This window comes from Streptomyces bugieae, from assembly GCF_036352915.1.
Classification (GTDB): domain Bacteria; phylum Actinomycetota; class Actinomycetes; order Streptomycetales; family Streptomycetaceae; genus Streptomyces; species Streptomyces endophytica.
This window is the reverse complement of sequence record NZ_JAZBJP010000001.1, coordinates 886,484-910,660: the sequence shown is the minus strand read 5'-3', so window position 1 is coordinate 910,660 and position 24,177 is coordinate 886,484. Positions and strand designations below refer to the sequence as shown.

Below are 24,177 nucleotides of genomic sequence, written 5' to 3'. Positions count from 1 at the left end.
GCGGGTTGTGGCCACAAGCGTGTCGGTGCGCCGGATCACACCTAGCGTCCCGGGCCATGAACAGCCACCTGAGCCCCGCCATCGAACTACGGGGCACCAGCAAGACGTTCCGGACACCGTCGGGCGGATTGCACACCGCGGTACGGGATCTGGATCTGGTCGTCGGACGCGGTGAGTTCGTCGCCGTGGTCGGCCCCACGGGGTGCGGGAAGTCCACCACGCTCACCCTGATCAGCGGGCTGGAGGAGCCCACCCGGGGCGAGGTGCTGGTGGCCGGGGAGCCGGTCCGCGGCATCGGCAACACGGTCGGTTTCGTGTTCCAGCAGGACGCGGTCTTCCCGTGGCGCACCGTGCTGTCGAACGTGATGGCCGGGCCGCGCTTCCGCGGTGTGCCGAAGGCGGAGGCCCGGGAGCGGGCGCGGGAATGGCTGGCCCGGGTCGGGCTGGCGTCCTTCGAGGACCGCTATCCGCATCAGCTCTCCGGTGGCCAGCGCAAGCGGGTCGCGCTGGCCGCGACGTTCGTCAACGATCCCGGGATCCTGCTGATGGACGAGCCGTTCTCGGCGCTCGACGTGCAGACCCGGGCGCTGATGTCGGACGAGCTGCTGGAGCTGTGGTCCGGCACCGGTGCCTCGGTCGTGTTCGTCACGCACGACCTGGAGGAGTCGATCGCGCTCGCCGACAAGGTGGTGGTGATGACGGCGGGGCCGGCGACCGTCAAGGAGGTCTTCGAGATCGATCTGCCGCGGCCCCGGCGGGTCGAGTCGGTGCGGCTGGAGCCGCGGTTCCTCGAGATCTACCGGGAGATCTGGTCCTCGCTCGGTGAAGAGGTCCGCATCACCCGCGAGAGGGGTGCCGCCCATGCCGCCTGAGACCGTCTCCGCGCCCGTCGCGGTGGTCAAGTCCGGTGCCCGCGCGGACCGTTCGCGGGAGCGGGCGCGGGCCGCGCGCCGGCGTCGGCTGCTGGTGTACGGCGCCCGGGTGCTGCTGCTGGTGGGTCTGCTCGGGCTGTGGGAGGGCCTGGCCCGGGCGGCGGTCATCGATCCGTTCAACTTCTCGATGCCGTCGAAGATCTGGGACCAGATGAGCCAGTGGGCGCTATACGGCACCCCGCAGGGCCCTTTGTGGGAGCAGATCTGGTACACGCTCTACGAGGCGCTGCTCGGCTGGGTCATCGGTGTCCTCGCCGGGGTGGTGCTGGGCATCGCGCTGGGCCGGGTGCGTTTCCTGGCCGATGTGCTCGGCCCGTACATCAAGGTGCTCAACGCGCTGCCGCGGATCGTGCTGGCCCCGATCTTCCTGATCTGGTTCGGTCTGGGTCCGGCGTCCAAGGTGGCGTCCGCCGTGGTCCTGGTGTTCTTCCCGGTGTTCTTCAACGCGTTCCAGGGCGCCCGGGAGGTGGACCGCAATCTGGTGGCCAACTCCCGGATCCTGGGGGCGAGCAACCGCCAGGTGACCCTGCAGGTGGTGATCCCGTCGGCCACCTCGTGGATCTTCACGAGCCTGCACGTCAGCTTCGGATTCGCGCTGATCGGCGCGATCGTCGGCGAGTACATCGGCGCGACCAAGGGCCTCGGCCTGCTGGTGTCGGCGTCCCAGGGCACGTTCAACGCGGCCGGGGTGTACGCCGCCATGGTGATCCTCGCCGTGGTCGCCCTGCTCGCCGAGGGGCTGCTGGCGTTCCTGGAGAAGCGGCTGTTCCGCTGGAAGCCGTCCGACGCCGCGGACGGCCGCTGACCCGCCGTGCCGTTCCTTCCGTCAACGCTGTTCTTTCCGTCAACTCCCTTATGAAGCCGAGGATTTGATCATGCGTACGTCCGTCAAGTTCACCGCAGCGGCGGCCTCCGCCCTGCTCGCCCTCACCACCCTCACCGCCTGTGGTGGCACCGGATCCCAGGACGCCGCGGCCGGCGGTGACAACGGCAAGATCAAGATCATGGTGGGCGGTCTGGACAAGGTCATCTACCTGCCCGCCAGACTCACCCAGCAGCTGGGCTACTTCGAGGACGAGGGCGTGCACGTCACGCTGCTGACCGAACCGGCCGGTGTGCAGGCCACCACCTCGCTCCTCTCGGGTGACGTCCAGGGTGTCGTCGGCTTCTACGACCACACCCTCGACCTGCAGGTGAAGGGCAAGCAGGTGGAGTCGGTGGTGCAGTTCGCGCACGCCCCCGGCGAGGTCGAGGTGGTGTCCAACAAGGCGGCGGCCGGCCTCACCTCGCCCAAGGACTTCAAGGGCAAGAAGCTCGGCGTCACCGGTCTCGGCTCGTCCACCGACTTCCTGACCAAGTACCTCGCGGTGAAGAACGGGGTGCAGACGAACGAGTTCACGCCGGTGGCGGTCGGCGCCGGGCAGACCTTCCTGTCCGCGATGAAGCAGGGTTCGATCGACGGCGGGATGACCACCGACCCGACCGTCGCGCAGGTCGTCGACAAGAACCTGGGCAAGGTGCTCATCGACATGCGTACGCCCGAGGGGTCGAAGGAGGCGCTCGGCGGCCCGTACCCGTCGTCCAGCCTCTACATGAACACCGACTGGGTGAACAGCCACAAGGACACCGTGCGCAAGCTCGCCAAGGCCTTCGTGCGGACCCTGAAGTGGATGTCCACGCACACGCCCGAGCAGATCGCCGACAAGATGCCGTCCGACTACGCGCAGGGCGGCAAGGAGCTCTATGTGCAGGCGATCAAGGACACCCTGCCGATGTTCACCAAGGACGGTGTGATGCCGGCCGACGGCCCGGCGACCGTGGAGCGGGTGCTGAAGTCCTTCAACCCCAACCTCAAGAACGCGTCGGTGGACCTGAAGAAGACCTACACCACCGAGTTCGTCAAGTAGAGCGGCCGACCGCGTAAGGGGCGTGGCCCGGGCCGGACTCAGACGAAGTTGAGGTCCGCCCGGGCCAGCAGCGGATCCTCGACCAGCTGCCACAGCGGCACGGCGTAGTTGCCGAGGCCGTAGCGGCCGCCGAAGTGCAGGCCGAGCACCCGGTGGTCGGCGAGGTCGATGACGGGGGAGCCGCTGTTGCCGCCCAGCGTCGAGCAGTCGTGCTTGATGACGTTCCGGTCCGGCACCAGCTCCGTGGTGGTGCCGGGCTGCAGCCGTTTGACGTTGTAGATGTCCATGAAGATGCGGCGCATCGACTCGGGTTCGTTGCGCCGGCCGTCGTACGCCGGGTAGCCCACGCAGTACACCGGGCGGCCGGGCAGGTCGGCCGGGGCGTCCGCGGCCACCGCCAGGGGAGGGGGCAGCGCGCCGCCGCCGGCCGGCGGGGCGACCCGCAGCAGGGCCAGGTCGACGTCCTCGTGGATGCCCACCACCTCGACGACGTCGAACGAGGGGCCGGCGGCGGCGGGGGCCGTGCCGCCGCCGGCGAGTACCGGGTCGACGTACTCCTCGCCGGTGTCGACGTGGGCGCTGATGCCCTGCTGGAAGGTCCAGCCGCGGCCGTCGCCGCGGGCGAACTCCAGCGCCACATGACGGTTCGTCAGAACGGTGTCGGGGCCGACCAGGAACGCCGTGCCCAGCCAGTCCAGGCTGATGTGGCCGGACAGTTCGACCCGGCCGATCCGCGCGAGGGAGTCCCGGATCGCCGCCCGGTGCCCGTCGAGCACCGCCCAGTCGCCCTGCTGGGCCGCGAAGTCGTGGTTCTGGACGAGGATCGCCGGCCGGCCCTCCAGCAGGACGATCGCCTCCATGCCGAAGGACTCGTCGTCGCTGATCTCGTCCGTGCGCCCCTCGGCGAGCTTCTCCAGGCCGATCGCGCCCGCGGTCAGCACCCGGGCCCGCTCCGCCTGCGCGAACTGCCCGATCTGGCCCGCCGGTTGCTGCTCCGCCGGCAGCTCCTCCAGGGACTCCGGGATCTCGGACGACAGCCCGTCCCGCACCCGCGCGGCGACCTCGCGCAGATCCGAGAAGACCTGCTCCGGGCCGGCCGCCACCGGTGATCTGTTCCGCCTGTGCATCTCGCCCTCCTCCAACGCGCCGTCGCCTCGCGCTACGGCGCCGCTTGTGCCGCCTGGATCTCGGCGTGGACGCCGGGACTGGTGGTCTCCAGATGGCGCAGCACGCTGCGCATCTGGGTGCCGACGTTGACGAACGCCGTGGTCCGGCCCTGGAACAGCACGTCCTCCACGCGCCGGGTGCCCCGGTGGAGCGCCACCACCTTCCAGTCGTCCGTGAGGACCGGCGAGCCCGAGGACCCGCCGCGGGTGTCGGTGAAGTAGCGCACGTCGTTCTCGTCCGCCTCGTAGACGAGGTTGTTGCGCAGCGCGACCCGCTTGGGCAGGCCGCCGGGGTGCTGGATGATGTTGACCGCCACGTAGTCGCCCCGGCCGACCGTCAGCGGCCGCTCCGCCAGCCGCAGCACCGGCCGGTCCGGCGCCTCGGCCAGCCGCAGCAGCGCGTAGTCCAACGCCGCGTCCGCCGCGACGAGTTCGCCGACCGCGGCCTCCTCGGTCTCGACGTCGTCGGTGTCGTAGTCGAACCGGGCGCGGGTGTGCCGCGCCTGCAGGTGCAGGTCCTCCGGGTCGGCCACCGGCCGTCCCGCGCCGGTCCCGGCGCGGGCGTTGACCACGTGGTGATTGGTGATGAGCAGGTCGGGGGCGATCAGCCAGCCGGTGCCGGAGTGCGGGAAGCCGTTCGGCTGCAGCGGCGAACCCCCTTGGTACGGCGGCACCTTGAGGCGGGCCACCGCCCCGCCGGCGAGTTCCCCGCCGCGCAGGAACCCGATCGGCACGGTGTCGTCCCGGTGGACGATCTCCTCCTTGATCTCCCCGGGCGCGGGCATCGTGGCCAGGACGTCCGGCTCACCGCCCGCCTGCCGCGCCACGTCGTCCAGGGCCCGCTGGAAGACGGTGAGCGGACCGGCCTCGGTGGTCTCGGCGACGGCGTTGCGCAGCCAGATCTCCAGCGGCACCGAGCCGTCGACCAGCCGCTCCACCCGGTTCATCTGGCTGAGGTCGGAGTGCACCTGGCGGCCCGGCGCGGGGTGCAGCGGCAGCGTGCCCCGGTAGCGGGGCATGATCCCGTCCATCAGCAGCGGCCGCACCGACGGGTCGGCGAGCCCGGTCTCCACCGCGGCGTCGAGCACCGCCCGGATCTCGTCCGGCGAGAGATAGCCGTTCACCGGTCCTCACGCCTTTCGCGCGCGTGTCGTTCCTCGGCGGCCGGGGCGGGGCGGACGTGCACGTCGCTGGCGCCCTGCCCGCCGCTGCCCGCGCCCATCGCCGCGGCCACCCCGGCGACGATCTCCCCGCTCCGGTCCGGCACGGCGAGCAGGCGCCGGGCGAGCGTGTCGAGGGTGCCGCGGTCCCGGGCCAGTCGCAGGATCCCGGCGATGCTGGTCGGCGCGGCCCCGGGCTGCGGGCGGGACGGCCCGGCGGCCTCGTCCAGGATCTCCATCACCTTGCCCAGCAGCGCCGGCTGCCGGCGGGTCGCCCGGCGCATCGCCGCGCCCAGCGCGTCCAGCGTCTCGTCGTCGGACGGCAGCCCCACCACCTCCACCGCGTGTTCCAGCGCGCCGGGGGCCTGGGCGTAGATCTGCGAGGCGACCGCGCGGACCAGCACGGGCCGCTCGGACAGCACGTCGTCGGGCAACTTCCGGAGCCGCTCGGCGAGTTGCCGGCCGGTGGCCGGTTCCGCGTGCCCCTCGTCGCCGGTCAGCCGGGCCCGGGCCAGCAGCGCGCCCATCGCCTCCAGGTCCTGCCCGAGGCCCACCGCGACGTCCTCCGCGGCCCGTAGCGCGCGGTCGGCGTGCACCGGATCGCCGTCCTCCTGCGCGAGCCGCGCGGAGAGCAGCAGCAGCTCCAGCCGGCGCTCCCCGCACCCCGCGCGCTCGGCCGGGCCCAGGGCGTCCGCGACCGCCCGCCGGGCCTCGTCCCGCCGCCCGACGCGGCTGAGCGTCTCGGCGTACAGCGCGTGCAGCGGACTGCACGGCGTCCAGGGGCGGCGCCGGCCGATCCGCTCCAGGGCGGCCGGCGCGAACCCCTGCGCCAGCAGGTCCTCGACCTCCTGGGCGGCGATCCGCTCCCAGTCCTCCTGGTCCGCGCCGGCCGCCACGTGGTCGGGCGCACCGCCGCCGAGCCGGGCGGTCAGCAGCCCCGCGGCCCGCGGCGACATCTCCTGCTGGGCCCCGGCGAGGAACCGTTCGACGCCCGGCAGCCAGCGTTCCTCCACCGAGCGCGGGTTCTCGTCCAGCCGCAGCCGGTGGTAGATCTCCTCGGCGCGCGCCTCCAGCCCGTCGCGGCCCGCGTAGTGCGCCACCGCGCGCCGCTCGACCTCCCGCATCACCGCGGTGCGGTCGCCGCCGGGCAGCCGCAGCATGATGGCCCGGACGTCGCCGCGGTAGCGCACCGCGTCGGGACGGGCCGGCTCGACCATGTCGAGCCGGCTCAGCTCGCCGAACAGCTCCCGGGCCCGGCCCTGGTCCGGCACGTCGATGCCGCACGGCCCGGCGAGCACGTCCTTGATGATCTCCGGGGTGATGACCCGCAGCACCAGGCCCGGGTGGGCGAGCCGGCGGATGTCCTCGTCGGCGATGTGGCTGAGGATCCGTTCGTAGAGGATGCCCTGCACCAGCAGCTGGTCGACCCGGCGGAAGACCTCCCGCCGCCGTTCGGGCAGACTGCGGATCAGTTCCTCGGTCGGTTCGCCCTCCTGGCACGCGAGGGTCGCGGCCCGGGCCGCCAGCTTCAGGCTGAGCGGATGGCCGCCGACCCGGTCGGCCAGCTGCCGGGCCACCTCGGGATCGTCCACGCCGCAGGAGGCCAGCAGGCCCACCGCCGCCTCCGGGTCGAGTTCGCCGAGTTCGATGTCGAACGGCTTCATCCGCTTCGCCGGGTGGTCGACCGGCGCCCGTCCGGAGACCACGAGCCGCATCCGCGGATAGGCGCTCTGGAACGACAGGTGGATCGCCACGATCCGGCCCAGCGCCGGCGAGCCGCGGTACTGCGCCTCCTCGAAGGTGTCCACGGCCATCACGAACGGCGGGTCCGGCTCGTCGGGAGAGGTCTTCCGTTCCGCGACCGCCCGCGCCAGGACCGCGCCGACCCGCCGGACCAGCTTGGTCTCCCGGCCGGTGGCCGCCGACTGGAACTGCTGCGAGGAACTGCGCCCGAGGACCGCCCGGGTGGTGGCGAGTTCCTGCAGCTGGGTCACCCGCTCCTGCCCCTCGCGCTGGCTGCGGGCGGCCTGCTGGCACTCCTCCGCCAGCGCGTCCAGCTCGGCGCGGTGGGCGGGGTACTGGACGCCGAGCTGCCGGGCGGCCTCGGCGATCAGCGTGACCGGCTCGTGGAGGGAGAGGGTGGGCCGCTCGAAGTCGATGTAGGCGAACGGGATGCCGCCGGCCGGGTCCTGGACGTTGTCGAGCAGGAACTTGGCCAGCAGGGTGCTCTTTCCCATGCCGCCGGGGCCGTGGATGACCATCGGGGGGACCGGCAACGGGCGGCCGCCGGGAACGGGCTGCGGCGGCCCGGGCGGTGCGGCGGCGCCGGGCAGGTCGAGGTAGCCGCGCAGCTCGGCGAGTTCCCGGGCCCGGCCCTGGAACGCGCGGCGGACCAGGCGTTCCAGCGGCTCCAGCAGCCGGGCCCGCTCCAGGGCGCGCTGCAGCCGGCCGGTGTCCGGCAGGCCGGTCACGCCCGGCACCCGGGACAGCCACAGCACCGCCTGCAGCGCGTCGGCCAGTTCGCCGGCGGTCAGCCGGTCGATCGCCAGCGGCGTGCCGAACAGCTGGGCCAGCGCGAACCGTTCCGGCCCGGGCTCGGCGGGCAGCTGGTTGATGTTGGCGGCGAGCAGGTGCCGGGCGGCCTCGGGCCCGGCCAGCCCGCGCAGCGCCTCCTCCCGGACCTCGGCCTTGAGGGCCCACCCGGCCTGGTCCTGCATGCCCAGGGTCGTGCAGTCGTCGACGAGTTCCAGGACCGCCCGGCCGGTGGCGTGCTTCTCGTCGGGCAGCCGCAGCTCCCGGGGGTCGAAACGGGCCAGCAGACAGGCCGCCTCCCGGTAGGCGCGGCGGGCGGGGGAGACGCCGCCGGGCCGCTCCTGGCCGGTGTGCAGCGCCTCGCGCAGCCGGGCGGCGAACACCTCCCGCAGGCCCGGGCGGGCGGGGCGGTCAGAGGGACCGGTAGACACGGACCGCTCCCTCCACCGCCGTGCTGACCCTGCGCATATAGCTCTCGTCGCCCCCGCCGCCGGATTCCGCGGCGTAGAGCACCTCTTCCACGGCGACCTCGACGAGTTCGTCGATGGCGGACTGCTGCGGGCCGCCGGCCGCCAGCACCTCCGGCGGCGATTCGTGGAAGACCTGGTCGAAGAAGGACCGCAGATCGCCTGATTCGACGACCCGCGCGGTGTCCCAGCACAGGCTGCCGCGCAGGTCGTACGGGAGCTGGCGCATCGCGCGCCCGTAGCCGAGCAGCACCAGCCGCGGCGCCTGGTCGCCGTGGACCGCGGAGTGTTCGTAGACGGCCATGGCGAGCTGCCCGATGAAGTCCCACACGTCGGAGCTGGGGTCGAGCCGGTCGCACTCGTCGAGTACCAGCCACAGCCGCTCCTCGGCGGCGGTGGCCCGGCCGGCGACCCAGTGCGCGGCCTCGTCGACGGACGGCAGCGGGTCGTTGAGGTCGGTGGGGTTGAGCGGGGCGGGGCCGGTGCCCGGTTCGGCGACGAAGTCGGCCAGCCGCCGGACGACCTTCGCCGCGGTGGAGGTCCGCGACAGGGTGACCCGGACGGGACGGAAGCCGCTGTGCTGACCGATGTGGCGCAGGAAGGTGTAGGTGTAGGAGCGGCCGCTGTCCGGCTCGCCGTCGACCAGCAGGATGCACTTGTCGGGGTCGGCGATGAACCGGCGCAGCGTCTCCCGCAGGCCCTGCCGGTCGATGAAGGCCTCGGTGCCGTTCTTCAGCACGCAGGTGCGGAAGGTGTCCTGGGCGGCGTGGGCGCGGTAGTCCTCCCGCAGCCGGTCCCGGAACTCCCGCACCTTGGCGATGTCGGGCAGCACGGCCAGTTCGTCGACGGCGGTGAGCGCCTCCACCAGCCGCAGCTGCCGCCGGATGTCCGTGCGCGAGCGGTGGACGAGGGCCCGGGCGTTGTCCGAGCTGATGTGGGTCAGCGGCAGCGTGGCGACGAAGTCTTCGGGGAAGCCGTACTCGGCGAGCCGGTCGTGCGGCTCGGTGGTGTCGAGCAGATGGTTCTGCACCCAGGCGGTGACCAGGTCCCACTCGGTTTCGGTCAGCGGCATGCCCGGCCTACCCCGGGCCGTCGCCGAAGATCCGCAGCACCGGCTCGCGCACCGGATGCTGCGACAGGTACTCGCCGATGCCGTGGTGGTTGCGGCTGTCGTTGGTGACCAGCACGTCGGTGACCCGGTCCTGGGGCGCGTACTCGGGCCGCAGGGTGTGGTCCAGCGCCACCAGGTCCCGCAGGTCGGAGGCGTTCCGCCAGGCCGTGACGCCGTCCGGTACGGCCGGTGGGCGGGCCAGGCTGTCCTGGATCTCGGTGATCGCCAGCGGCGAGCCGACGGTGACCAGCAGCGCGACCTCACGCTCCCGCTCCCGCAGCGCCTCGTAGGCGATGATCGTGCCCAGGCTGTGCCCGACCACGACCAGCGGGCCGCCGTCCGGGCCGTCCAGCGCCTCCTGCACCACCGCCCGCATCGCCGGCCCCGCCCCGCCGAAGAAGTAGGCGTGGACGTCCTTGAACGCGTGCTTCACCAGCTCCCGGAACAGCGCGACGCGGCCGGGCCGGGGCAGCGGCACGGCCTCCAGCGGCAGTTCGTCGGCCGGCCCGGGCTCCGGGGCGCTCTCGGTGTGCGCGAGGGTGTCCGCGAGGTAGGTCATGTCCCGCAGCCAGTCGGCCAGGGCGTCCTCGTCGGGGTGCGCCCGCCCCTCCGGTCCGGTGTCGCCGGCCTCCCGCCGGGCCTCGTCGAGGGTCCGCGCGACGAACTCCTCGGGGGGCGGGGCGGCGGCCGCGGCCCGCTCCGCCGCGCCGGACGGGGGCTCCTCGGCCGGCTGCGGGCCGCCGTCCAGCGGGTCCGGCCGGTGGTCGGGCAGCGGCGCGGGGTAGCGCACCGGCGCCCAGTAGGCCATCCGCGACGCCGCGCCCATGTCCCGGCCGAACAGGGCGGTGTCCCACTGGGACTTGAGCAGGTCCGCGCGGGGCTTGTTGCCGTTGCCGTGGACGTAGACGACGCTCGGTCGCATGGTGTGTCCCCTCCCCGTTCAGTCGCGCCGCAGCACGATGTCGTCGTGCGACGCGAGTCGTTTCCAGCGCTCCTCCGGGGCGCGCACCACCGGCATCAGATCGACGGCCGGCAGCGGGCCCAGGTCCAGTGAGGTCAGCTCGGCGATGTCCGACACCGGCACCTGGAACGTGCGGTAGGCGCCCAGCGGCGGCGGTGCGCCCGGCACCGCGCCGGCCAGCGCCCGGTCGGCGTCCCGGGTCAGGTCCGGGCTCTGGTCCAGGACGTACGCGGTGGCCGCCAGCGCGCCGTCCCGGAGGAACGCGGCCACCTTCCAGAAGCGCAGCGGCACCTGGATGCCCCGGTAGGGCGGGTCGGAGTCGTGCAGCACCGGACCGGTCAGCACGGCCAGTTTGCGGTCCTGGGTGGCGGCGTGGTCGAGCAGGTGGTCCTCCAGCCCCGCCCAGAGCTTCTTGCCCTGGTTGAACACATCGGCCTGCGGGGCGGCGTTGGTGTAGTGGAAGGTGTCCGCGTTGGCCCGGGCGGCCTCCGCGGCCTCGCCCCACACCGGGTCGAGCCGGCGCACCAGATGGCCCTTGTCCAGGGAGTTGTCCCGGTAGACCGGGTCGCCGGCCTGCAGGTCCTCGGGCAGCCGGGGGTCGAACCGCCAGCCGCCCTCCCGCGGGACGTGCTCCAGCAGCAGCCGGCCGTCGACGCAGACGCCGGTGGCCGCCGCCAGCCGCCGGTCCGGGCGCAGCAGGACCGTGAAGTGGGTGTAGTGCAGGACCACGGTCTCCGTTCCGGGGAGGGCCGGCACCGGCAGCGGCACGGGCACGCCGAGGAAGTGCTCGTCGTAGCCCGCGCGGTCCGCCAGGGCGTCCCCGGGTGCCGGGCCGGTCGTGGCGCGGCCGGCCCGGGACGCATCGGATGTGGTCATATGACCACCGCTTCCCGGTGGTACGGGCCGCCGAGCGGCGTCCCCGGCGAAGCCACTCCAACAGCCGCCCGCACCGTCGTGCGCCGGGCCGCCGGCGTGCGCGGAGGGGCCCGTTCAGGCGGTTGGGCGGGCCGGCGAGTTCACCGGCCCGCCCGCCACGGAACGCATCCAGGCGTTGCCCCGACCCCCGCCGCTGCCAAGGAGCCCGCGATGCCCACCGGCCTCTCCCTCCACGTCGGACTCAACCAGGTCGATCCCGCCCGGTACGGCGGCTGGGACGGCCGGCTCGTCGCCTGCGAGAACGACGCCCACGACATGGCCGCGCTGGCCCGCGGCGCCGGCTTCGCCCCGACGACCCTGCTCACCCCCGACGGCACCGTCGAGCAGGTCACCGCCGCACTGCGGACGGCCGCCAAGACCCTCAAGGCCGGCGACATCCTGCTGTTCACCTACTCCGGGCACGGCGGCCAGGTCCCCAACACCACCGGCGGCGACGACGAGGCGGACCGGCTCGACGAGACGCTGGTGCTGTACGACCGGGAATTCCTCGACGACGAGCTGCACCGGGAATTCGGCCGGTTCGCCCGCGGCGTCCGCCTCCTCGTCGTCCTCGACTGCTGCCACAGCGGCACCGCCGTCGAAATGCCGGACCAGGGCGACGGCAATGCCGCCGCCCGGCTGATGCCGCCCGACCGGCAGTACGAGATCTACCGGCGCGACCGGGAATTCTTCCAGGAAATCCAGCAGGAACTCGGCGCCCGCAAGAGCCGGGAACCGTCCGCCGACGCCCTGCTTCTCGCCGCCTGTCAGGACAATCAGCTGGCCTCCGACGGCGACACCAACGGGAAATTCACCGGGACCCTTCTGGACGTGTGGAACGGCGGAACCTTCCGCGGCGGCTACCGCACCTTCCACCGCGACATCCAGCGCGGTATGCCCCCCACCCAGAGCCCCCACCTCTACACGACCGGAAATCCCGGGCCGGCATTCCTGGACCAGCAGCCGTTCACCGTGTGACGGCACCCGGCGGCCCTGCCGGGGAACGCGGACGGGACGCGGCCCGCCGGCCGCGTCCCGTCCTGTCGTTGTCGTCCCGCTCACTCCGCGGGGTAGATGTCACCGCCCCGCATCATGCTTTCCTGCTCGCTCTGCGACTGCAGCCGGCGGGCCTTCTCCTGGAGTCGCTTCTGCTCCTCCGGATCACTGGTGCGCTCCGCGGTCTCCTGCAATTCCCTCGCCTTGTCCCGCATCTGCTGAATGCGTGCACGGGATTCTCCGCTTGCGTCCATGGTCTGTCCTCGCACTGTGTAGGGAAGCTGCCCGATACCAGCGAATCAGGCCCGGCGGCGCACGGCACCTCGAAAATCCCGCCGCCCCGGCGGAAGGAAAGGCCGGCCGCCACGACGCCCCTTCGTGGCCCCGCCCGCGGATGCGGCACGCCCGGGCTTCCCGGCGTGTCTCCACCGGATGGCCTTCCTGAATGGCGACCGCGCCGAAGAGGGACGTTGGCTGAAGCACAGCAGCTCAACGTCCGCCGAGTGTCAGCGCTCCTGGTGTTTGACGCTCCCATCGTTCAGTGGAGTCCTCCATGACATCCGAACCAGCTATTTATGGGGGCGACGCCGAACTGTCATCGACAGAACACGGCGAGCACATTCCGCCCCTCACCCCTGAGAAGAACTCGGCCCGCACGATTCTGTGGGAGGCAGTCACCCATCGGCCCTTGGAGGAAGTCGCCGCCCTCGTGGAACTGCTCCGCCGGAGCGGCGACGTTCCCAACCCCGGCGACGAAGCCCTCCGGCTGGCGGTCGTTTCCCGTCCGGTGAGCGAGGTCGCGGAGCTCTTCGATCTGCTCCGGGCCGACCCGGACACCGCGGAGGCCGGCCACGACGCGCTGCGCGCGGCGGCCGTCGGCCGGTCCGTCGAGGAGGTAGCGCAGCTCATCGAGCTGTTCGACCGGACGAAGGCGGGCGGCGCCGACCCGTACGACATGCCCCCGCACTTCCCGCCGGACCCCGGCCACGGGGGCCCCGGTGGTACCGGTGGTCCCGGCGGCGGTCCGGGGGAGCCCGAGCCCACCGCGGCCATGCCGTTCCTCGACCCGGACGTCCGTCCGCTGGGCCCCGTCGGCCACCCGGTCGGAGCCGGCGGCCGGCACGACACCGCGGCGCACCAGCAGCCGCCGCAGCGCACCCCCTGGTCCCGCCCCGCCACCAACCAGCAGCAGGGCGGGCAGCCGGCGTGGGCCCAGCAGCACGCCGGGCACGACGAGCCCCGGCAGCCGGGCTACGCGTTCCCCGGTGTGCTGCGGTCCGTGCTGCGCTGGCCGGCCGCGGCCGCGCTGGCGCTGTGCGGGCTGAGCCACCTGCCGGTGCACTCCGCGCACATGCAGGGCGCCCAGGCGGCCGCCGGGCTGTCGATGGCCATCGCCGTGGTCTACCTGCTGCTGGCCGGCTGGCTGGCGATGCGGGACACCGCCCTCGTCTGGACGGTCAGTGCCGCCGCGGCCATGGTCATCATCGCGCTGCACGCGCTGTCCCGGGCGGGCGTGCTGACCCCCCTGGGCGGCGGTCTCGGCGAGACCGGGATGTGGCCCGAACTGCTGGCGGTGGCCCTGGCGATCGTCAGCGCGGGCCTGGCCGGGGCGGCGCTGCTCAGCCGTCCCCGCCGGGTGGGTCCGGCACCGGCCGGAGCGTAACCGGCCGCAGAAGCCGGCCACGGGCGCCGTAGTGGCCGGCGAGCTGCTGGTGGTAGTCGTCGTCCCCGATGTGCTTCTCCCGCTCGAATTCCGGGGCGTCCTCGATGTCCTTCTTCGTGCACGCGAGGTAGATCGTGCTGCGGTCCAGGTCGACCGAGGAGATGAGCCCGGCCGGCAGCAGGATCTCCCGGCCGAAGATCCACACTCCGGTGTCCACGACCAGATAGCCGGTCCCGGCCTCGTCGGAGTGCTCGTCGACCGTCCCGACGGTGCCGTCGATCGCCTCGACGGCGAAACCGGTGAGATCGGTCCCGGACACGTATCCCACGCTGTCCTGGTAGTTCCAGATGTTCTGCGTCACGGAAAACCTCCCCGATGCCTGCCCTGTGGCGGCCGGTCGGGCCGGTGCTACCAGCGGTACCAGCGGCCGCGCCCGCCACCCGGTCCGGACGAGCGGGCGAAGAACCCGACCAGCCAGATCGCCAGCACCACCAGGGCGACGAACCACAGCGCCTTCAGCGCGAACCCCGCCCCGAAGAGGATCAGGGCGATGAGCAGGACCAGAAGCAACGCAACCATGGCGTTCGACCTCCGTCTCGGCGGGTTCCCCCCGCTGTGACCATCATGCCCCTGTAAGGCCCGGCCGGGCGCCCGGGGGCCCGGCTCAGTCCTTCGACGAGTACCGGTGCAGGACCCACGCCGGCAGCGCGAACCAGCAGAGCACGAACCAGGCGAGCAGCCCCACCACGATCCAGGGCACGAACGCGTCGTACATCGCGATCCGCAGGATGAGCAGCAGCGCGGAGGCGACCGTCGCCAGCAGCAGCACCGTCCCGATCAGCGCCAGCCGCGACGCCCACACCACCGTCTCCGGCTTCAGGCGGTGACCGGTGACCAGCCGGTGGAACGTCACCGTGCCGATCAGCGCGCCCGTGGTGGCCGCGCCCAGCAGCACCGTCACCACGTAGATGACCTGGTCGGTGTGGCTGAGCGTCGGGAACCGCGGGGTGAAGACGACGGTGAGCAGGAAGCCGAAGAGGATCTGCACCCCGGTCTGGATGACCCGCACCTCCTGGAGCAGCTCGATCCACCGCCGGTCGGCACGTTCCTCCGGAGACTCGTCGCGGCCCGACGACGTCTGACGCGGCCCCAGCGCTCCCACCGGTCCTCCCTTGTCCGTCCGCGCGTTCCCGAAGGCTCGTCCGCCGCTTCTGCCCCGGTTCGCTATGTCCTCTCGGGCTGGTTGACGCGGAACGCCAGCTCCTTGTCCGCCACCTCCACACACACCTCGTCGCCGGCGGACAGCGCACCGTCCAGCAGCAGCCGCGACAGCGCGTTGTCGACCTCGCGCTGGATGACGCGCCGCAGCGGCCGGGCCCCGTACTCGGGCTGGTGGCCGCGGTGGGTGAGCCAGTCCACGGCCTCCGGGCGGAACTCCACGGAGATGTCCTGGGCGTGCAGCCGGCGCCGGGTGCCCTCCAGCAGCAGGCCGGTGATCTGCCGCAGCTGCTCGTCGGTGAGCCGGCGGAAGACGATGATCTCGTCGAGCCGGTTGAGGAACTCCGGGCGGAAGTGCTCGCGCAGACTGGCCAGCGCCCGCTCCCGGGCCCCGTCACCGGCCTCCGGCCCCGAGACGTCCGGGCCGAAGCCCAGCACCCCGCGCCCGCCGCTGAGCGCCTCCGAGCCCAGGTTGCTGGTCATCACGATGACGGTGTTCTTGAAGTCGACGGTGCGGCCCTGGGAGTCCGTCAGATGCCCGTCGTCGAGCACCTGCAGCAGCATGTTGAAGACGTCCGGGTGGGCCTTCTCCACCTCGTCGAGCAGCAGCAGCGAGTACGGGTGCAGCCGCACCGCCTCGGTCAGCTGGCCGGCGTCCTCGTGGCCGACGTATCCGGGCGGCGCACCCACCAGCCGGCTGACCGTGTGCCGCTCCTGATACTCGCTCATGTCCAGCCGCACCATGCGCTCCTCGCTGCCGAACAGCGCCTCGGCCAGCGCCCGGGCCAGCTCCGTCTTGCCCACGCCGGTGGGTCCCAGGAAGAGGAAACTGCCGATCGGGCGGTTCGGGTCGGAGAGCCCGGCCCGCGACCGCAGGATCGCCTCGGAGACCGCCGTGACGGCGTCGTCCTGCCCGATCACCCGGGTGTGCAGCCGGTCCTCCAGGCCCAGCAGCCGCTCCTTCTCCTCCTGGGTCAGGCTGCTCACCGGCACACCGGTCTGCCGCGACACGATCTCGGCGATGTCCTCGCCGGTGACCGACACGATCCGGCCGTCCCCGCTCGGCACCGACCCCTGGGCGGCCTCGATCCGCGCGGTCAGCTCCGCGATCCGGTCCCGCAGTTCGGTCGCCCGCTCGTACTGCTCCGACGCCACCGCCTGGTCCTTGTCCACCGCCAGCTGCTCCACCTCACGCTCCAGCGCCCGCACGTCGGTGGTCTTGGTGCCCGAGCGCAGCCGCACCCGCGCACCGGCCTGGTCGAGCAGGTCGATGGCCTTGTCGGGCAGGAAGCGGTGGGCGATGTAGCGGTCGGAGAGCTCGACGGCGGCGCGCAGCGCCTCGGGGGTGTACCGCACCTGGTGGTGCGCCTCGTAGCGGTCCTGCAGCCCGCGCAGGATCGCCACGGTGTCCGCGATGGTCGGCTCGGGCACCAGGATCGGCTGGAAGCGGCGGGCCAGCGCGGCGTCCTTCTCGATGTGCCGCCGGTACTCCTCCAGCGTCGTGGCGCCGATGACGTGCATCTCCCCGCGGGCCAGGGCGGGCTTGAGCATGTTGCTCGCCTCCAGCGACCCGCCGTCGCCGCTGCCGCCGCCGGCCCCGACGACCGTGTGCAGCTCGTCGATGAAGATGATCAGCGAGTCGGGGTGGGCCCGGACCTCCTCCATGATCCCGTTCATCCGCTCCTCGAAGTCACCGCGGTAGCGGGTACCGGCCACCACGGAGGTCAGGTCCAGGGCGACCACCCGGCGGCCCGCCAGGATGTCCGGCACGTCGCCGTCGGCCAGCCGCTGGGCCAGGCCCTCGACGATCGCGGTCTTCCCCACGCCCGCGTCGCCCACCAGCACCGGGTTGTTCTTCCCCCGGCGGCAGAGCACCTCGATGGTCTGCTCGATCTGCTCCTCGCGGCCGATCACCGGATCGATCCGGCCGGCCCGGGCGACGTCGGTCAGATCGCGGCTGTACTTGTCGAGGGTCGGGGTGTCGTGCTTGGGCGCGGCGCCGTGCTCGCCCCCGGAGTGGTGCGAGGAGGGGCCGTGACCGCTCTGGGGCGCGGCGTTGGGGTCGAAGTGGGCGAGGTTGAGGATCCGGCCGGCCGCCGAGTCGGGATTGGCGGCCAGCGCGTCCAGCACGTGCTCCGGGCCGATGTACGACGCGCCGTGGTCCCGCGCCAGGTCGTGCGCGCCCAGCAGCGCCCGCTTCACCGCCGGGGTCACCGCCACGCTGGACTGCCGCGGCCCGCTGCCGGCGCTCCGGTCGATCTCGGCCGCCAGCGCGTCCGGGTCCGCCCCCGACTGCCGCAGCAGGCTCCGGGTCGGTTCCGTCGACAGCGCCGCCCGCAGCAGGTGCTCGGTCCCGAGCTCGGTGCTGCCGTGCTCGGCGGCGTACGAGGCGGCGGAGGTCACCAGGTCCCGGGCGGGCCCGCTCATCAGGCGCGCGATGTCCGCCTGCCGGGGCAGCGGCTGCCCCGCCTCCCCGCCCGCCGACTTCGCGGCGCTGCCGAAGAAGCGCGCGAGGAATTCACCGAACGGGTCCGGGCCGTAACCCTCCGGACCCATGAATCCATTGCTCATGTGTGTCCGTTCCGCTGTCACGGCCGTACCGCGACACGCTGCCTTGGTCGGGTTCGTTCCTGGGCCCGGCTCCGGGGGCCGGGCCCGCTGCGGTCGCCCTCGGGCTCCTGCTCCCGCGGGTGCCCGAGCGGCGGGAGGTCACACGTCACGCGCCACTCCACTGCTTCAGGATCGGGTCCGGCAGGGCCATCCGCACCCGGGCGGGCACCCGCCGGCCACCGCGCATCCGGTGCACAACCGCCGTCCGGCCGTTAACCGCGGGCCGGTCCGGGAACCCGTTGCGGTGGGCCGCGGTCGGCGCGGCGGCCGCACGACGGGAAGGCGGTGCCGCCGATGGCGGAGCGTTCGGAGACGGGGCAGGGCTACGACGCCACCCCCTACCTGCCCGCCCGCGGCGGCCTGACGGCGCTGCGCCGGGCCGCGGCCGACTGCCGGGGCTGCCCGCTCTTCCGCGACGCCACCCGGACGGTCTTCGGCGCGGGCAGCGCCTCGGCACGGACGGTGTTCGTCGGGGAACAGCCCGGTGACCAGGAGGACCGGCAGGGCGAGCCGTTCGTCGGCCCGGCCGGACGGCTGCTGCGCAAGGCCATGAACGACGTGGGGCTCGACGAGCGGCAGGCGTACTTCACCAACGCCGTCAAGCACTTCAAGTTCACCGTCGCCGGCCGCGGCAAACGCCGCATCCACAAGGCCCCGAGCCTGCGGGAGCTGACCGCCTGCCGGCCCTGGCTCCACGCCGAACTGGACCGACTCGACCCGGAGGTGATCGTGCTGCTCGGCGCCACGGCGGCCAAGACCCTCCTCGGCTCCTCGTTCCGGGTGACGAAGGAGCGCGGCGCACCGATCGAGAGCGAGCGGGGGCTGATGGTGGCCACCGTCCACCCCTCCTCCGTCCTGCGCTCCGACGACCGCGCCGAGGCCTACGCCGGCCTGATCGCGGACCTGCGCGTGGTGGCCGGATTGCTGGAGTAGGCCGGGGCCGCGGCGGACCCCGCCGGCCGACGGAGCCGGAACCACACCCACTTCCCCCAGCGCGTCCGGTCGTAGCCCCGGCCCGACCGGCGTCAGACCTCCTCCTGGATGCGGGTCAGATCGGTGGTGAGCGCGTCCAGCCAGATGACCGAGTCCAGCAGCAGCGCCGCGGCCAGTGCCCGGGTCTCCCGGTCCGGGCTGTCCCGCGGGATCCGCTGGACGACCGCCAGCAGCCCGCGGACGTCCAGCGGCGGGCTGCGGTCCGGCGGCGCGGTGTGGTCGGCGCCCAGCCGCCGGGCGAGCGCCCGGTAGCCGGCCGCGGTGTCGTCCGCCGCCCGCCGCAGCCAGTCCCCGGTCTCCCGGTGGGTGAGCCGGCCCGGGCGACCGGGCAGCAGCCGTTCGCCGCGCCGGGCGTCCGCCGCGGCGACCAGTACCACGGGCCAGTCCGGCTGCCGGGCGGTGCGCTCCCGCGGCTCGCTCTGGTACTGGGCCAGGCTCTCCCGCGCCAGCGCCAGCGCCCGGTTGATCGCCCCGAGCTCCGCCTCGGTGTCGAGCGCCGCGGTGCCCGGCCCGCCCGCCGCCGCGCCGCTGCCGGTCGCGCCGGCCCCGGTACGGTCCACGACGCGGGCGGCGGTGCGCCCGACGGACTCCGCGACCGCCGCGCACAGCGCCGCCATGCTGCGCCGCACCTCTCTCCCCGCGCCCCGCGGCCAGGCCACCAGACCACAGACCAGCCCGATGGCGCTGCCCGCCAGCACGTCGGTCAGCCGGACCGGTGCGAGGTGCCAGGTGACCCGGGAGACCTGCGCGAACAGCGTGGCGACGACCAGGGTGAAGCCGCCCTGCGCCCAGGCGAGCCCGCGCAGCGGCCCCAGGGTGAACGCCAGCAGCATCACCGCCGGCAGCAGGACCGCGTACACCGCCGCCCGGTCGTCCACCAGGGCCAGCAGCCCGCCGGCCAGCACGGCGCCGGCCAGCGTGCCCAGCAGCGCCTGCCGGATCGCGGAGCGGGTCTCCAGGCTCGTCGTCCGGGTGAGCGTCAGGGTCGCCAGCAGCACCCAGAAGCCGTGCTGGAGGTCGAGCACCCCGGCGACCGCCCGGGCCGCGGCCAGCCCGAGCGCGAACCGGCAGGCGTTCTGGAAGATCACCGAGCGCGGGGTGAGGTGGCTGGTCAGCCGGAGCCACCACAGCTGGGGGGCGCGCGCCCGGGCGTAGCCGAAGGCGTGCCCGGCGGTGTCCCGGTCGACGCTGCGGTCGCCGAACAGCAGCCGGGTGGCCAGCACCAGCACGACGGTGGCGTCGGCGGCCTGCACCACCAGCGACCGGCGGCGCAGATAGACCAGCCGCTCGTCGGCGTCCAGCCGCTCCAGCGTGTCCAGCGCCTGGTGGGTGCGTACGGGCCCCAGCTCGCGCTCCAGTTCCGCGGTCTGCGGCCCCTGCCCGGGCCGCAGTCGGCGGCCGTCGCGGAGCGCCCGCGCGGATCCGCGGGCGGCCTCGCCGATGCCGGTCAGCAGGGCGACCGTCTCGGGCCGGTAGGCGCGGTGCGCGTCCTCGGCGGTGTGCAGGGCGTCGAGCCGGGCCAGCAGGGTGCGGGCCGCCTCGGCGGCGTGGCCCATGGCCTTGTGGGCGACGGTGGGGGAGGCCGGCACGTCGGCCGGCGGGACGCGGGCCGGCCGCAGCGCGTCGGCGGCGGCCCGGGCCCGGGCGAGCAGCGGCCCGGGAGCCGGCGCGCCGTGCAGCTCCGCGAGGTCCGCGGCCGCGTCGGCGGCCCCGGCCAGCAGTCGGCGGAACGGCGGGGTGTCCGGTTCGGGCAGCAGGAACCGCTGGGCGGCCGCGAGCAGGGCCGCGCCCAGCAGGAAACCGGCCAGCCGCTGGCCCAGCATCTCGGGAGCGTACGGCGGGAAGCACGGCAGGATGTAGAGCAGCTGCATCCCGGGGGCCGCGCCGGCGATCCGCGGCCCGGTGGTCGCCGCGTACGCGATCACGAAGCCGACGACGAGCATGCCGAGGACCGCGGCCCAGGTCCGTACGGCCAGCAGCGTGCCCAGGGTGAGCAGCAGCAGACCGGCCGGGACCGCGGTGAGCACGGTCGCGGCGCGCTGCCGCCCGGACCCGGGGATGCGGGCGAGCGCGCCCAGCGACACCGCGGTGAAGGCCGCGTACACCGCCATCACGGTCAGGCCGAGCCCGTAGCGGCCGAGGTAGAAGCCGACGCAGGACGCGGTGGTCACACGGACCGCGTTGCCGACCACCGAGCGGTGCCCGCGCAGGCCCTGGATGCTCACCTCTCCACTATTGGCCGACCGGCCGCGGTCCGCACCGCGCGCCGCGGCCGGGGGCTTGGGAGCAAGGGAGTTGGCGCCTTCCGGACCCGGCCGTGGCGGCGCCGGACCGTAGACTGCGGAACGTGACGGACAAGAAGCCGGACGGGGCGGACGCCGGCGACGTGGCGCGGCCGGACCTGCCGGCCACCGGCTGGGCGGTGCTCGGACTGCTCTCCTTCGGCGAGGAGCTGTCCGGCTACGACCTGAAGAAGTGGTCGGACCGGTCGCTGCGCTTCTTCTACTGGAGTCCGTCCTTCAGCCAGATCTACGGCGAGCTCAAGCGCCTGGAGAAGGCCGGTTACGTCAGTTCGCGGACGGTCGCCCAGGAGACCGGCCACCGCGACAAGCGGGTCTACGTGATCACCGACGAGGGGATGGCGGCGGTCCGCCGGTGGGCCCGCGAGGCGCCGGTGGAACCCCCGGTCCTCAAGCACGGGGTGATGCTCCGGCTGTGGCTCGGCCATCTGCTGGAGGACGACCGGATGCGGGAAGTCCTGGGCCGGCACCGGGAGTTCGCCGAGACGATGCGGCAGCGCGCCGAGGCCGACGCGGCGGCCGCCCGCGACGAGGCGGCCCGGTCCGGCCCGGCGCTGGTGCTGAAGTGGTCCGAGCGGTTCTACGCCGCCGAGCGCGACCTCGCCGACGCCATGCTGGCCGACCTGGCGGAACGGGACCGCGGCCGCCCGTAGGCGCGGATCGGCGAACGGCCCCGAGCGGCCGGCGTGCTAGGGTGCCAGGGTTGCAGTTCGGTACCCATGATCATGATGTGCGCCTGACGGGAATGGTCCGCAGGCGCACTTGCTGTTTTCCGGCCGGTTCACGCCTTTCCGGATGGGGGCTCGTCGGGCCCCGGCCCCGTACTGTCCCAGGCCCTGGAAAGGAACCCCATTGGCTCGCTCCGCACGCCCGCAGCGCACCGGTACACCCCGGCCCGCCGGATCCGGAAACCCCCGGCGCAGGAACTCCCCCGGCCAGGCCGCCGGCACGTCCGCGGGGAAGGCGGCGGGCCGGAAGGCCCCGGCCCGCAAGGCCGCCCCGCCGCAGGAATTCACCGTGCCGGAGCCGGTGGTCCCCGCACTGCCCGCCGTCGCGTCCTTCGCGGAGCTCGACCTGCCGGCGGCCCTGCAGAAGACGCTCACCGCACAGGGCGTGACCGAGCCGTTCCCCATCCAGGCCGCGACCCTGCCCAACTCGCTCGCCGGACGCGACGTCCTCGGCCGCGGCCGCACCGGCTCCGGCAAGACGCTCGCCTTCGGGCTGGCGCTGCTGGCCCGCACCGCCGGGCTGCGGGCCACCCCGCGCGCACCGCTCGCCCTGGTCCTGGTGCCCACCCGCGAACTCGCCCAGCAGGTCACCGACGCGCTGCAGCCGTACGCCACCGCCGTACAGCTGCGCATCGCCACCGTGGTGGGCGGCATGTCGATCACCAAGCAGGCCGCCGCGCTGCGCCGCGGCGCCGAGGTGCTGGTCGCCACTCCCGGGCGTCTGAAGGACCTCATCGAGCGCGGCGACTGCGCGCTCGGACAGGTGCGCCTGACCGTCCTCGACGAGGCCGACCAGATGGCCGACATGGGCTTCCTGCCGCAGGTCACGGCGCTCCTCGCGCAGGTCGAGCCGGGCGGGCAGCGGATGCTGTTCTCGGCCACCCTCGACCGGAACGTGGACCGGCTGGTCCGGCAGTTCCTGACCGACCCGGTGGTGCACTCCGTCGACCCGTCGGCCGGCGCCGTCGCCACGATGGAACACCATGTGCTGCACCTCGCGGACGAGACCGACAAGAAGGCCGTCGCGCTGCGGATCGCGGCCCGCGACGGCCGGGTGATCCTCTTCGTGGACACCAAGCGCGCCGCGGACCGCTTCGCCAAGCGGCTGCTGTCGAACGGGGTGCACGCGGCGGCGCTGCACGGCGGCCGCACCCAGCCGCAGCGCAACCGCACCCTGGACCAGTTCAAGAACGGCCAGGTCACCGCGCTGGTGGCGACCAACGTCGCGGCCCGCGGCATCCACGTCGACGCGCTCGACCTGGTCGTCAACGTCGATCCGCCGGCCGACCACAAGGACTATCTGCACCGCGGCGGCCGCACCGCCCGGGCCGGCGAGTCCGGCCGGGTGGTCACGCTGGTGCTGCCGGACCAGAAGCGCGACATGACCCGGCTGATGCGGGACGCCGGGATCACTCCGGCGACCACCCGCCTCAAGTCCAGCGACGAGGAACTGGTCCGCATCACGGGCGCGCGCGAGCCGTCCGGCGTCGCGGTCACCATCGAGGTTCCGGCGCAGCCCACGGCCGCGAAGCCGTCGGCCGCGCGCACCCGGTCCCGCGCGGGCCGCCCGCCGCGCCGGGGCCGTGGCCGCGGTGGCCGCCGCCCGGTCGCGCAGTAGCCGCGGCACGGCATCACCCCGGGGCCACCCCGCAGGGCGCGGACGTAGGGGACACCATCTCCCCTGCGTCCGCGCGCAGTTGGGCGGGGGTCATGGCCGCCGGGGCGCCGTACGGGGCAGTCCGGCCAGTTCGGCGGCGCGGGTGAGCAGTGCGACGAGCATGTCGAAGGTGAGCTTGCCGGTGAAGGTGTTGCGCTGGCTGGGGTGGTAGCTCCCCAGGACCTGGAGTGCGGGGCGCCGGCCGGTGGCGGGCAGGGCCAGCTCGGCGCCGTGGCCGAACGCCGGGCGCGGGCGGGGGACCGGCCAGCCCGCCTCGCCGAGGACGGGCAGCAGCGCCTGCCAGCCGAAGGCCCCGAGCGCCACGACCGCCCGCAACCCCGGGGAGAGCAGCTCCAGTTCGGCGGCCAGCCAGGGCCGGCAGGTCGCCCGCTCGGTGGGGGTCGGCTTGTTCTCCGGCGGGGCGCAGTGCACCGGCGCGGTGACCCGCACCCCGTACAGCTCCAGGCCGTCGTCCCGGTGTGTGGCGGTGGGCCGGGAGGCGAGGCCCACCGCATGGAGCGCGGCGAACAGGAAGTCCCCCGAGGCGTCCCCGGTGAACATCCGGCCGGTGCGGTTGCCGCCGTGCGCGGCCGGCGCCAGGCCGACGACCGCCAGCGCGGCGTCCGACGGGCCGAAGCCGGGGACGGGCCGCCCCCAGTACTCCCAGTCCCGGAACGCCGCACGGGGGTGCGCGGCGACCTGCTCGCGCCAGGCCACCAGCCGGGGGCAGGCCCGGCAGCGGGCGATCTCGCCGTCCAGTTCGGCGAGTCCACCGCAGCGCGCCGCCTGATGGGCGGGGAAGTCCACCTCGTCGGTGTCCGGCGGCGGCCCGCCCGGTCCCGTCTCGTCCACCCCTCAACG

Annotated in this window: 21 protein-coding genes; 8 read left to right on the top strand and 13 right to left on the bottom strand. The window is 73.8% G+C overall.

Going from position 1 to position 24,177, the window contains the following annotated elements:
• Positions 1-56: 56 nt before the first annotated feature.
• The 3 genes from V2J85_RS04255 to V2J85_RS04245 all read left to right on the top strand — a co-directional run bounded on the left by V2J85_RS04255 (position 57) and on the right by V2J85_RS04245 (position 2,839).
• Positions 57-872, top strand: a complete 816-nt coding sequence (locus V2J85_RS04255) for an ABC transporter ATP-binding protein (RefSeq protein ID WP_330820658.1) — start codon at positions 57-59, stop codon at positions 870-872.
• Positions 862-1,737 (top strand): ABC transporter permease, encoded by an 876-nt coding sequence (locus V2J85_RS04250; protein ID WP_261953010.1) that lies wholly within the window; start codon positions 862-864, stop codon positions 1,735-1,737. Before V2J85_RS04255 ends, V2J85_RS04250 begins: the two co-directional genes overlap by 11 nt.
• A gap of 70 nt (positions 1,738-1,807) precedes the next feature.
• The gene (locus V2J85_RS04245) at positions 1,808-2,839 is read left to right on the top strand and encodes an ABC transporter substrate-binding protein (protein ID WP_261953011.1); all 1,032 of its coding nucleotides are present in this window, start codon (positions 1,808-1,810) and stop codon (positions 2,837-2,839) included.
• Between the two features lie 38 nt (positions 2,840-2,877).
• Here V2J85_RS04245 and V2J85_RS04240 read toward each other — a convergent pair whose 3' ends face one another.
• From V2J85_RS04240 to V2J85_RS04215, 6 genes are read right to left on the bottom strand one after another with little or no spacing between them, the layout of a single operon-like run.
• Complete coding sequence (locus tag V2J85_RS04240) at positions 2,878-3,966, bottom strand: trypsin-like serine peptidase (RefSeq protein WP_330820657.1); 1,089 nt, start codon at positions 3,964-3,966, stop codon at positions 2,878-2,880.
• 32 nt (positions 3,967-3,998) lie between these two features.
• Positions 3,999-5,129, bottom strand: a complete 1,131-nt coding sequence (locus V2J85_RS04235) for a trypsin-like peptidase domain-containing protein (RefSeq protein WP_261953013.1) — start codon at positions 5,127-5,129, stop codon at positions 3,999-4,001.
• Positions 5,126-8,128: an ATP-binding protein gene (locus tag V2J85_RS04230; protein ID WP_330820656.1), complete on the bottom strand. Its 3,003-nt coding sequence runs from the start codon at positions 8,126-8,128 to the stop codon at positions 5,126-5,128. Before V2J85_RS04230 ends, V2J85_RS04235 begins: the two co-directional genes overlap by 4 nt.
• Complete coding sequence (locus V2J85_RS04225; protein WP_330820655.1) at positions 8,109-9,236, bottom strand: hypothetical protein; 1,128 nt, start codon at positions 9,234-9,236, stop codon at positions 8,109-8,111. The genes V2J85_RS04230 and V2J85_RS04225 overlap by 20 nt, the downstream gene beginning before the upstream one ends.
• A gap of 7 nt (positions 9,237-9,243) precedes the next feature.
• Positions 9,244-10,197 carry a hypothetical protein gene (locus V2J85_RS04220; RefSeq protein ID WP_330820654.1) on the bottom strand — a complete coding sequence of 318 codons (954 nt, stop codon included), beginning with the start codon at positions 10,195-10,197 and terminating at the stop codon, positions 9,244-9,246.
• A gap of 18 nt (positions 10,198-10,215) precedes the next feature.
• On the bottom strand, positions 10,216-11,112 hold the full coding sequence (locus tag V2J85_RS04215; protein WP_261953017.1) for a DNA/RNA non-specific endonuclease: 897 nt from the start codon (positions 11,110-11,112) through the stop codon (positions 10,216-10,218).
• A 210-nt stretch (positions 11,113-11,322) separates the two neighbouring features.
• Between V2J85_RS04215 and V2J85_RS04210 the strand changes: the two genes are divergently transcribed.
• Positions 11,323-12,129, top strand: coding sequence for a caspase family protein (locus V2J85_RS04210; protein WP_330820653.1), 807 nt, complete (start codon positions 11,323-11,325; stop codon positions 12,127-12,129).
• A gap of 80 nt (positions 12,130-12,209) precedes the next feature.
• Here V2J85_RS04210 and V2J85_RS04205 read toward each other — a convergent pair whose 3' ends face one another.
• Positions 12,210-12,401: a DUF6381 family protein gene (locus V2J85_RS04205; protein WP_261953019.1), complete on the bottom strand. Its 192-nt coding sequence runs from the start codon at positions 12,399-12,401 to the stop codon at positions 12,210-12,212.
• 299 nt (positions 12,402-12,700) lie between these two features.
• Here V2J85_RS04205 and V2J85_RS04200 point away from each other — a divergent pair, with 299 nt between their 5' ends.
• The gene (locus V2J85_RS04200) at positions 12,701-13,810 is read left to right on the top strand and encodes a hypothetical protein (RefSeq protein WP_261953020.1); all 1,110 of its coding nucleotides are present in this window, start codon (positions 12,701-12,703) and stop codon (positions 13,808-13,810) included.
• Here V2J85_RS04200 and V2J85_RS04195 read toward each other — a convergent pair.
• From V2J85_RS04195 to V2J85_RS04180, 4 genes are all read right to left on the bottom strand, one after another.
• Entirely contained in the window at positions 13,767-14,171 is a 405-nt protein-coding gene (locus tag V2J85_RS04195) for a PRC-barrel domain containing protein (RefSeq protein ID WP_330820652.1), read from the bottom strand. The genes V2J85_RS04200 and V2J85_RS04195 overlap by 44 nt on opposite strands.
• 47 nt (positions 14,172-14,218) lie before the next feature.
• Positions 14,219-14,389, bottom strand: a complete 171-nt coding sequence (locus tag V2J85_RS04190; RefSeq protein ID WP_261953022.1) for a hydrophobic protein — start codon at positions 14,387-14,389, stop codon at positions 14,219-14,221.
• Positions 14,390-14,474: 85 nt separating this feature from the next.
• Positions 14,475-14,972, bottom strand: coding sequence for a DUF6328 family protein (locus tag V2J85_RS04185; protein ID WP_261953023.1), 498 nt, complete (start codon positions 14,970-14,972; stop codon positions 14,475-14,477).
• Positions 14,973-15,034: 62 nt separating this feature from the next.
• Positions 15,035-17,599, bottom strand: a complete 2,565-nt coding sequence (locus V2J85_RS04180) for an ATP-dependent Clp protease ATP-binding subunit (protein ID WP_261953024.1) — start codon at positions 17,597-17,599, stop codon at positions 15,035-15,037.
• 333 nt (positions 17,600-17,932) lie between these two features.
• Here V2J85_RS04180 and V2J85_RS04175 point away from each other — a divergent pair, with 333 nt between their 5' ends.
• Positions 17,933-18,571: a UdgX family uracil-DNA binding protein gene (locus V2J85_RS04175; RefSeq protein WP_330820651.1), complete on the top strand. Its 639-nt coding sequence runs from the start codon at positions 17,933-17,935 to the stop codon at positions 18,569-18,571.
• A gap of 92 nt (positions 18,572-18,663) precedes the next feature.
• On the opposite strand, the gene V2J85_RS04170 is transcribed toward V2J85_RS04175, so the two are convergent.
• Positions 18,664-20,856, bottom strand: a complete 2,193-nt coding sequence (locus V2J85_RS04170; protein ID WP_330820650.1) for an FUSC family protein — start codon at positions 20,854-20,856, stop codon at positions 18,664-18,666.
• A 122-nt stretch (positions 20,857-20,978) separates the two neighbouring features.
• Here V2J85_RS04170 and V2J85_RS04165 point away from each other — a divergent pair, with 122 nt between their 5' ends.
• Both V2J85_RS04165 and V2J85_RS04160 read left to right on the top strand, forming a co-directional pair.
• Positions 20,979-21,584, top strand: a complete 606-nt coding sequence (locus tag V2J85_RS04165; protein WP_261953027.1) for a PadR family transcriptional regulator — start codon at positions 20,979-20,981, stop codon at positions 21,582-21,584.
• Positions 21,585-21,783: 199 nt separating this feature from the next.
• Positions 21,784-23,277: a DEAD/DEAH box helicase gene (locus V2J85_RS04160; RefSeq protein WP_261953028.1), complete on the top strand. Its 1,494-nt coding sequence runs from the start codon at positions 21,784-21,786 to the stop codon at positions 23,275-23,277.
• A 90-nt stretch (positions 23,278-23,367) separates the two neighbouring features.
• On the opposite strand, the gene V2J85_RS04155 is transcribed toward V2J85_RS04160, so the two are convergent.
• Positions 23,368-24,168 carry a uracil-DNA glycosylase gene (locus V2J85_RS04155; RefSeq protein ID WP_330820649.1) on the bottom strand — a complete coding sequence of 267 codons (801 nt, stop codon included), beginning with the start codon at positions 24,166-24,168 and terminating at the stop codon, positions 23,368-23,370.
• Positions 24,169-24,177: the final 9 nt, after the last annotated feature.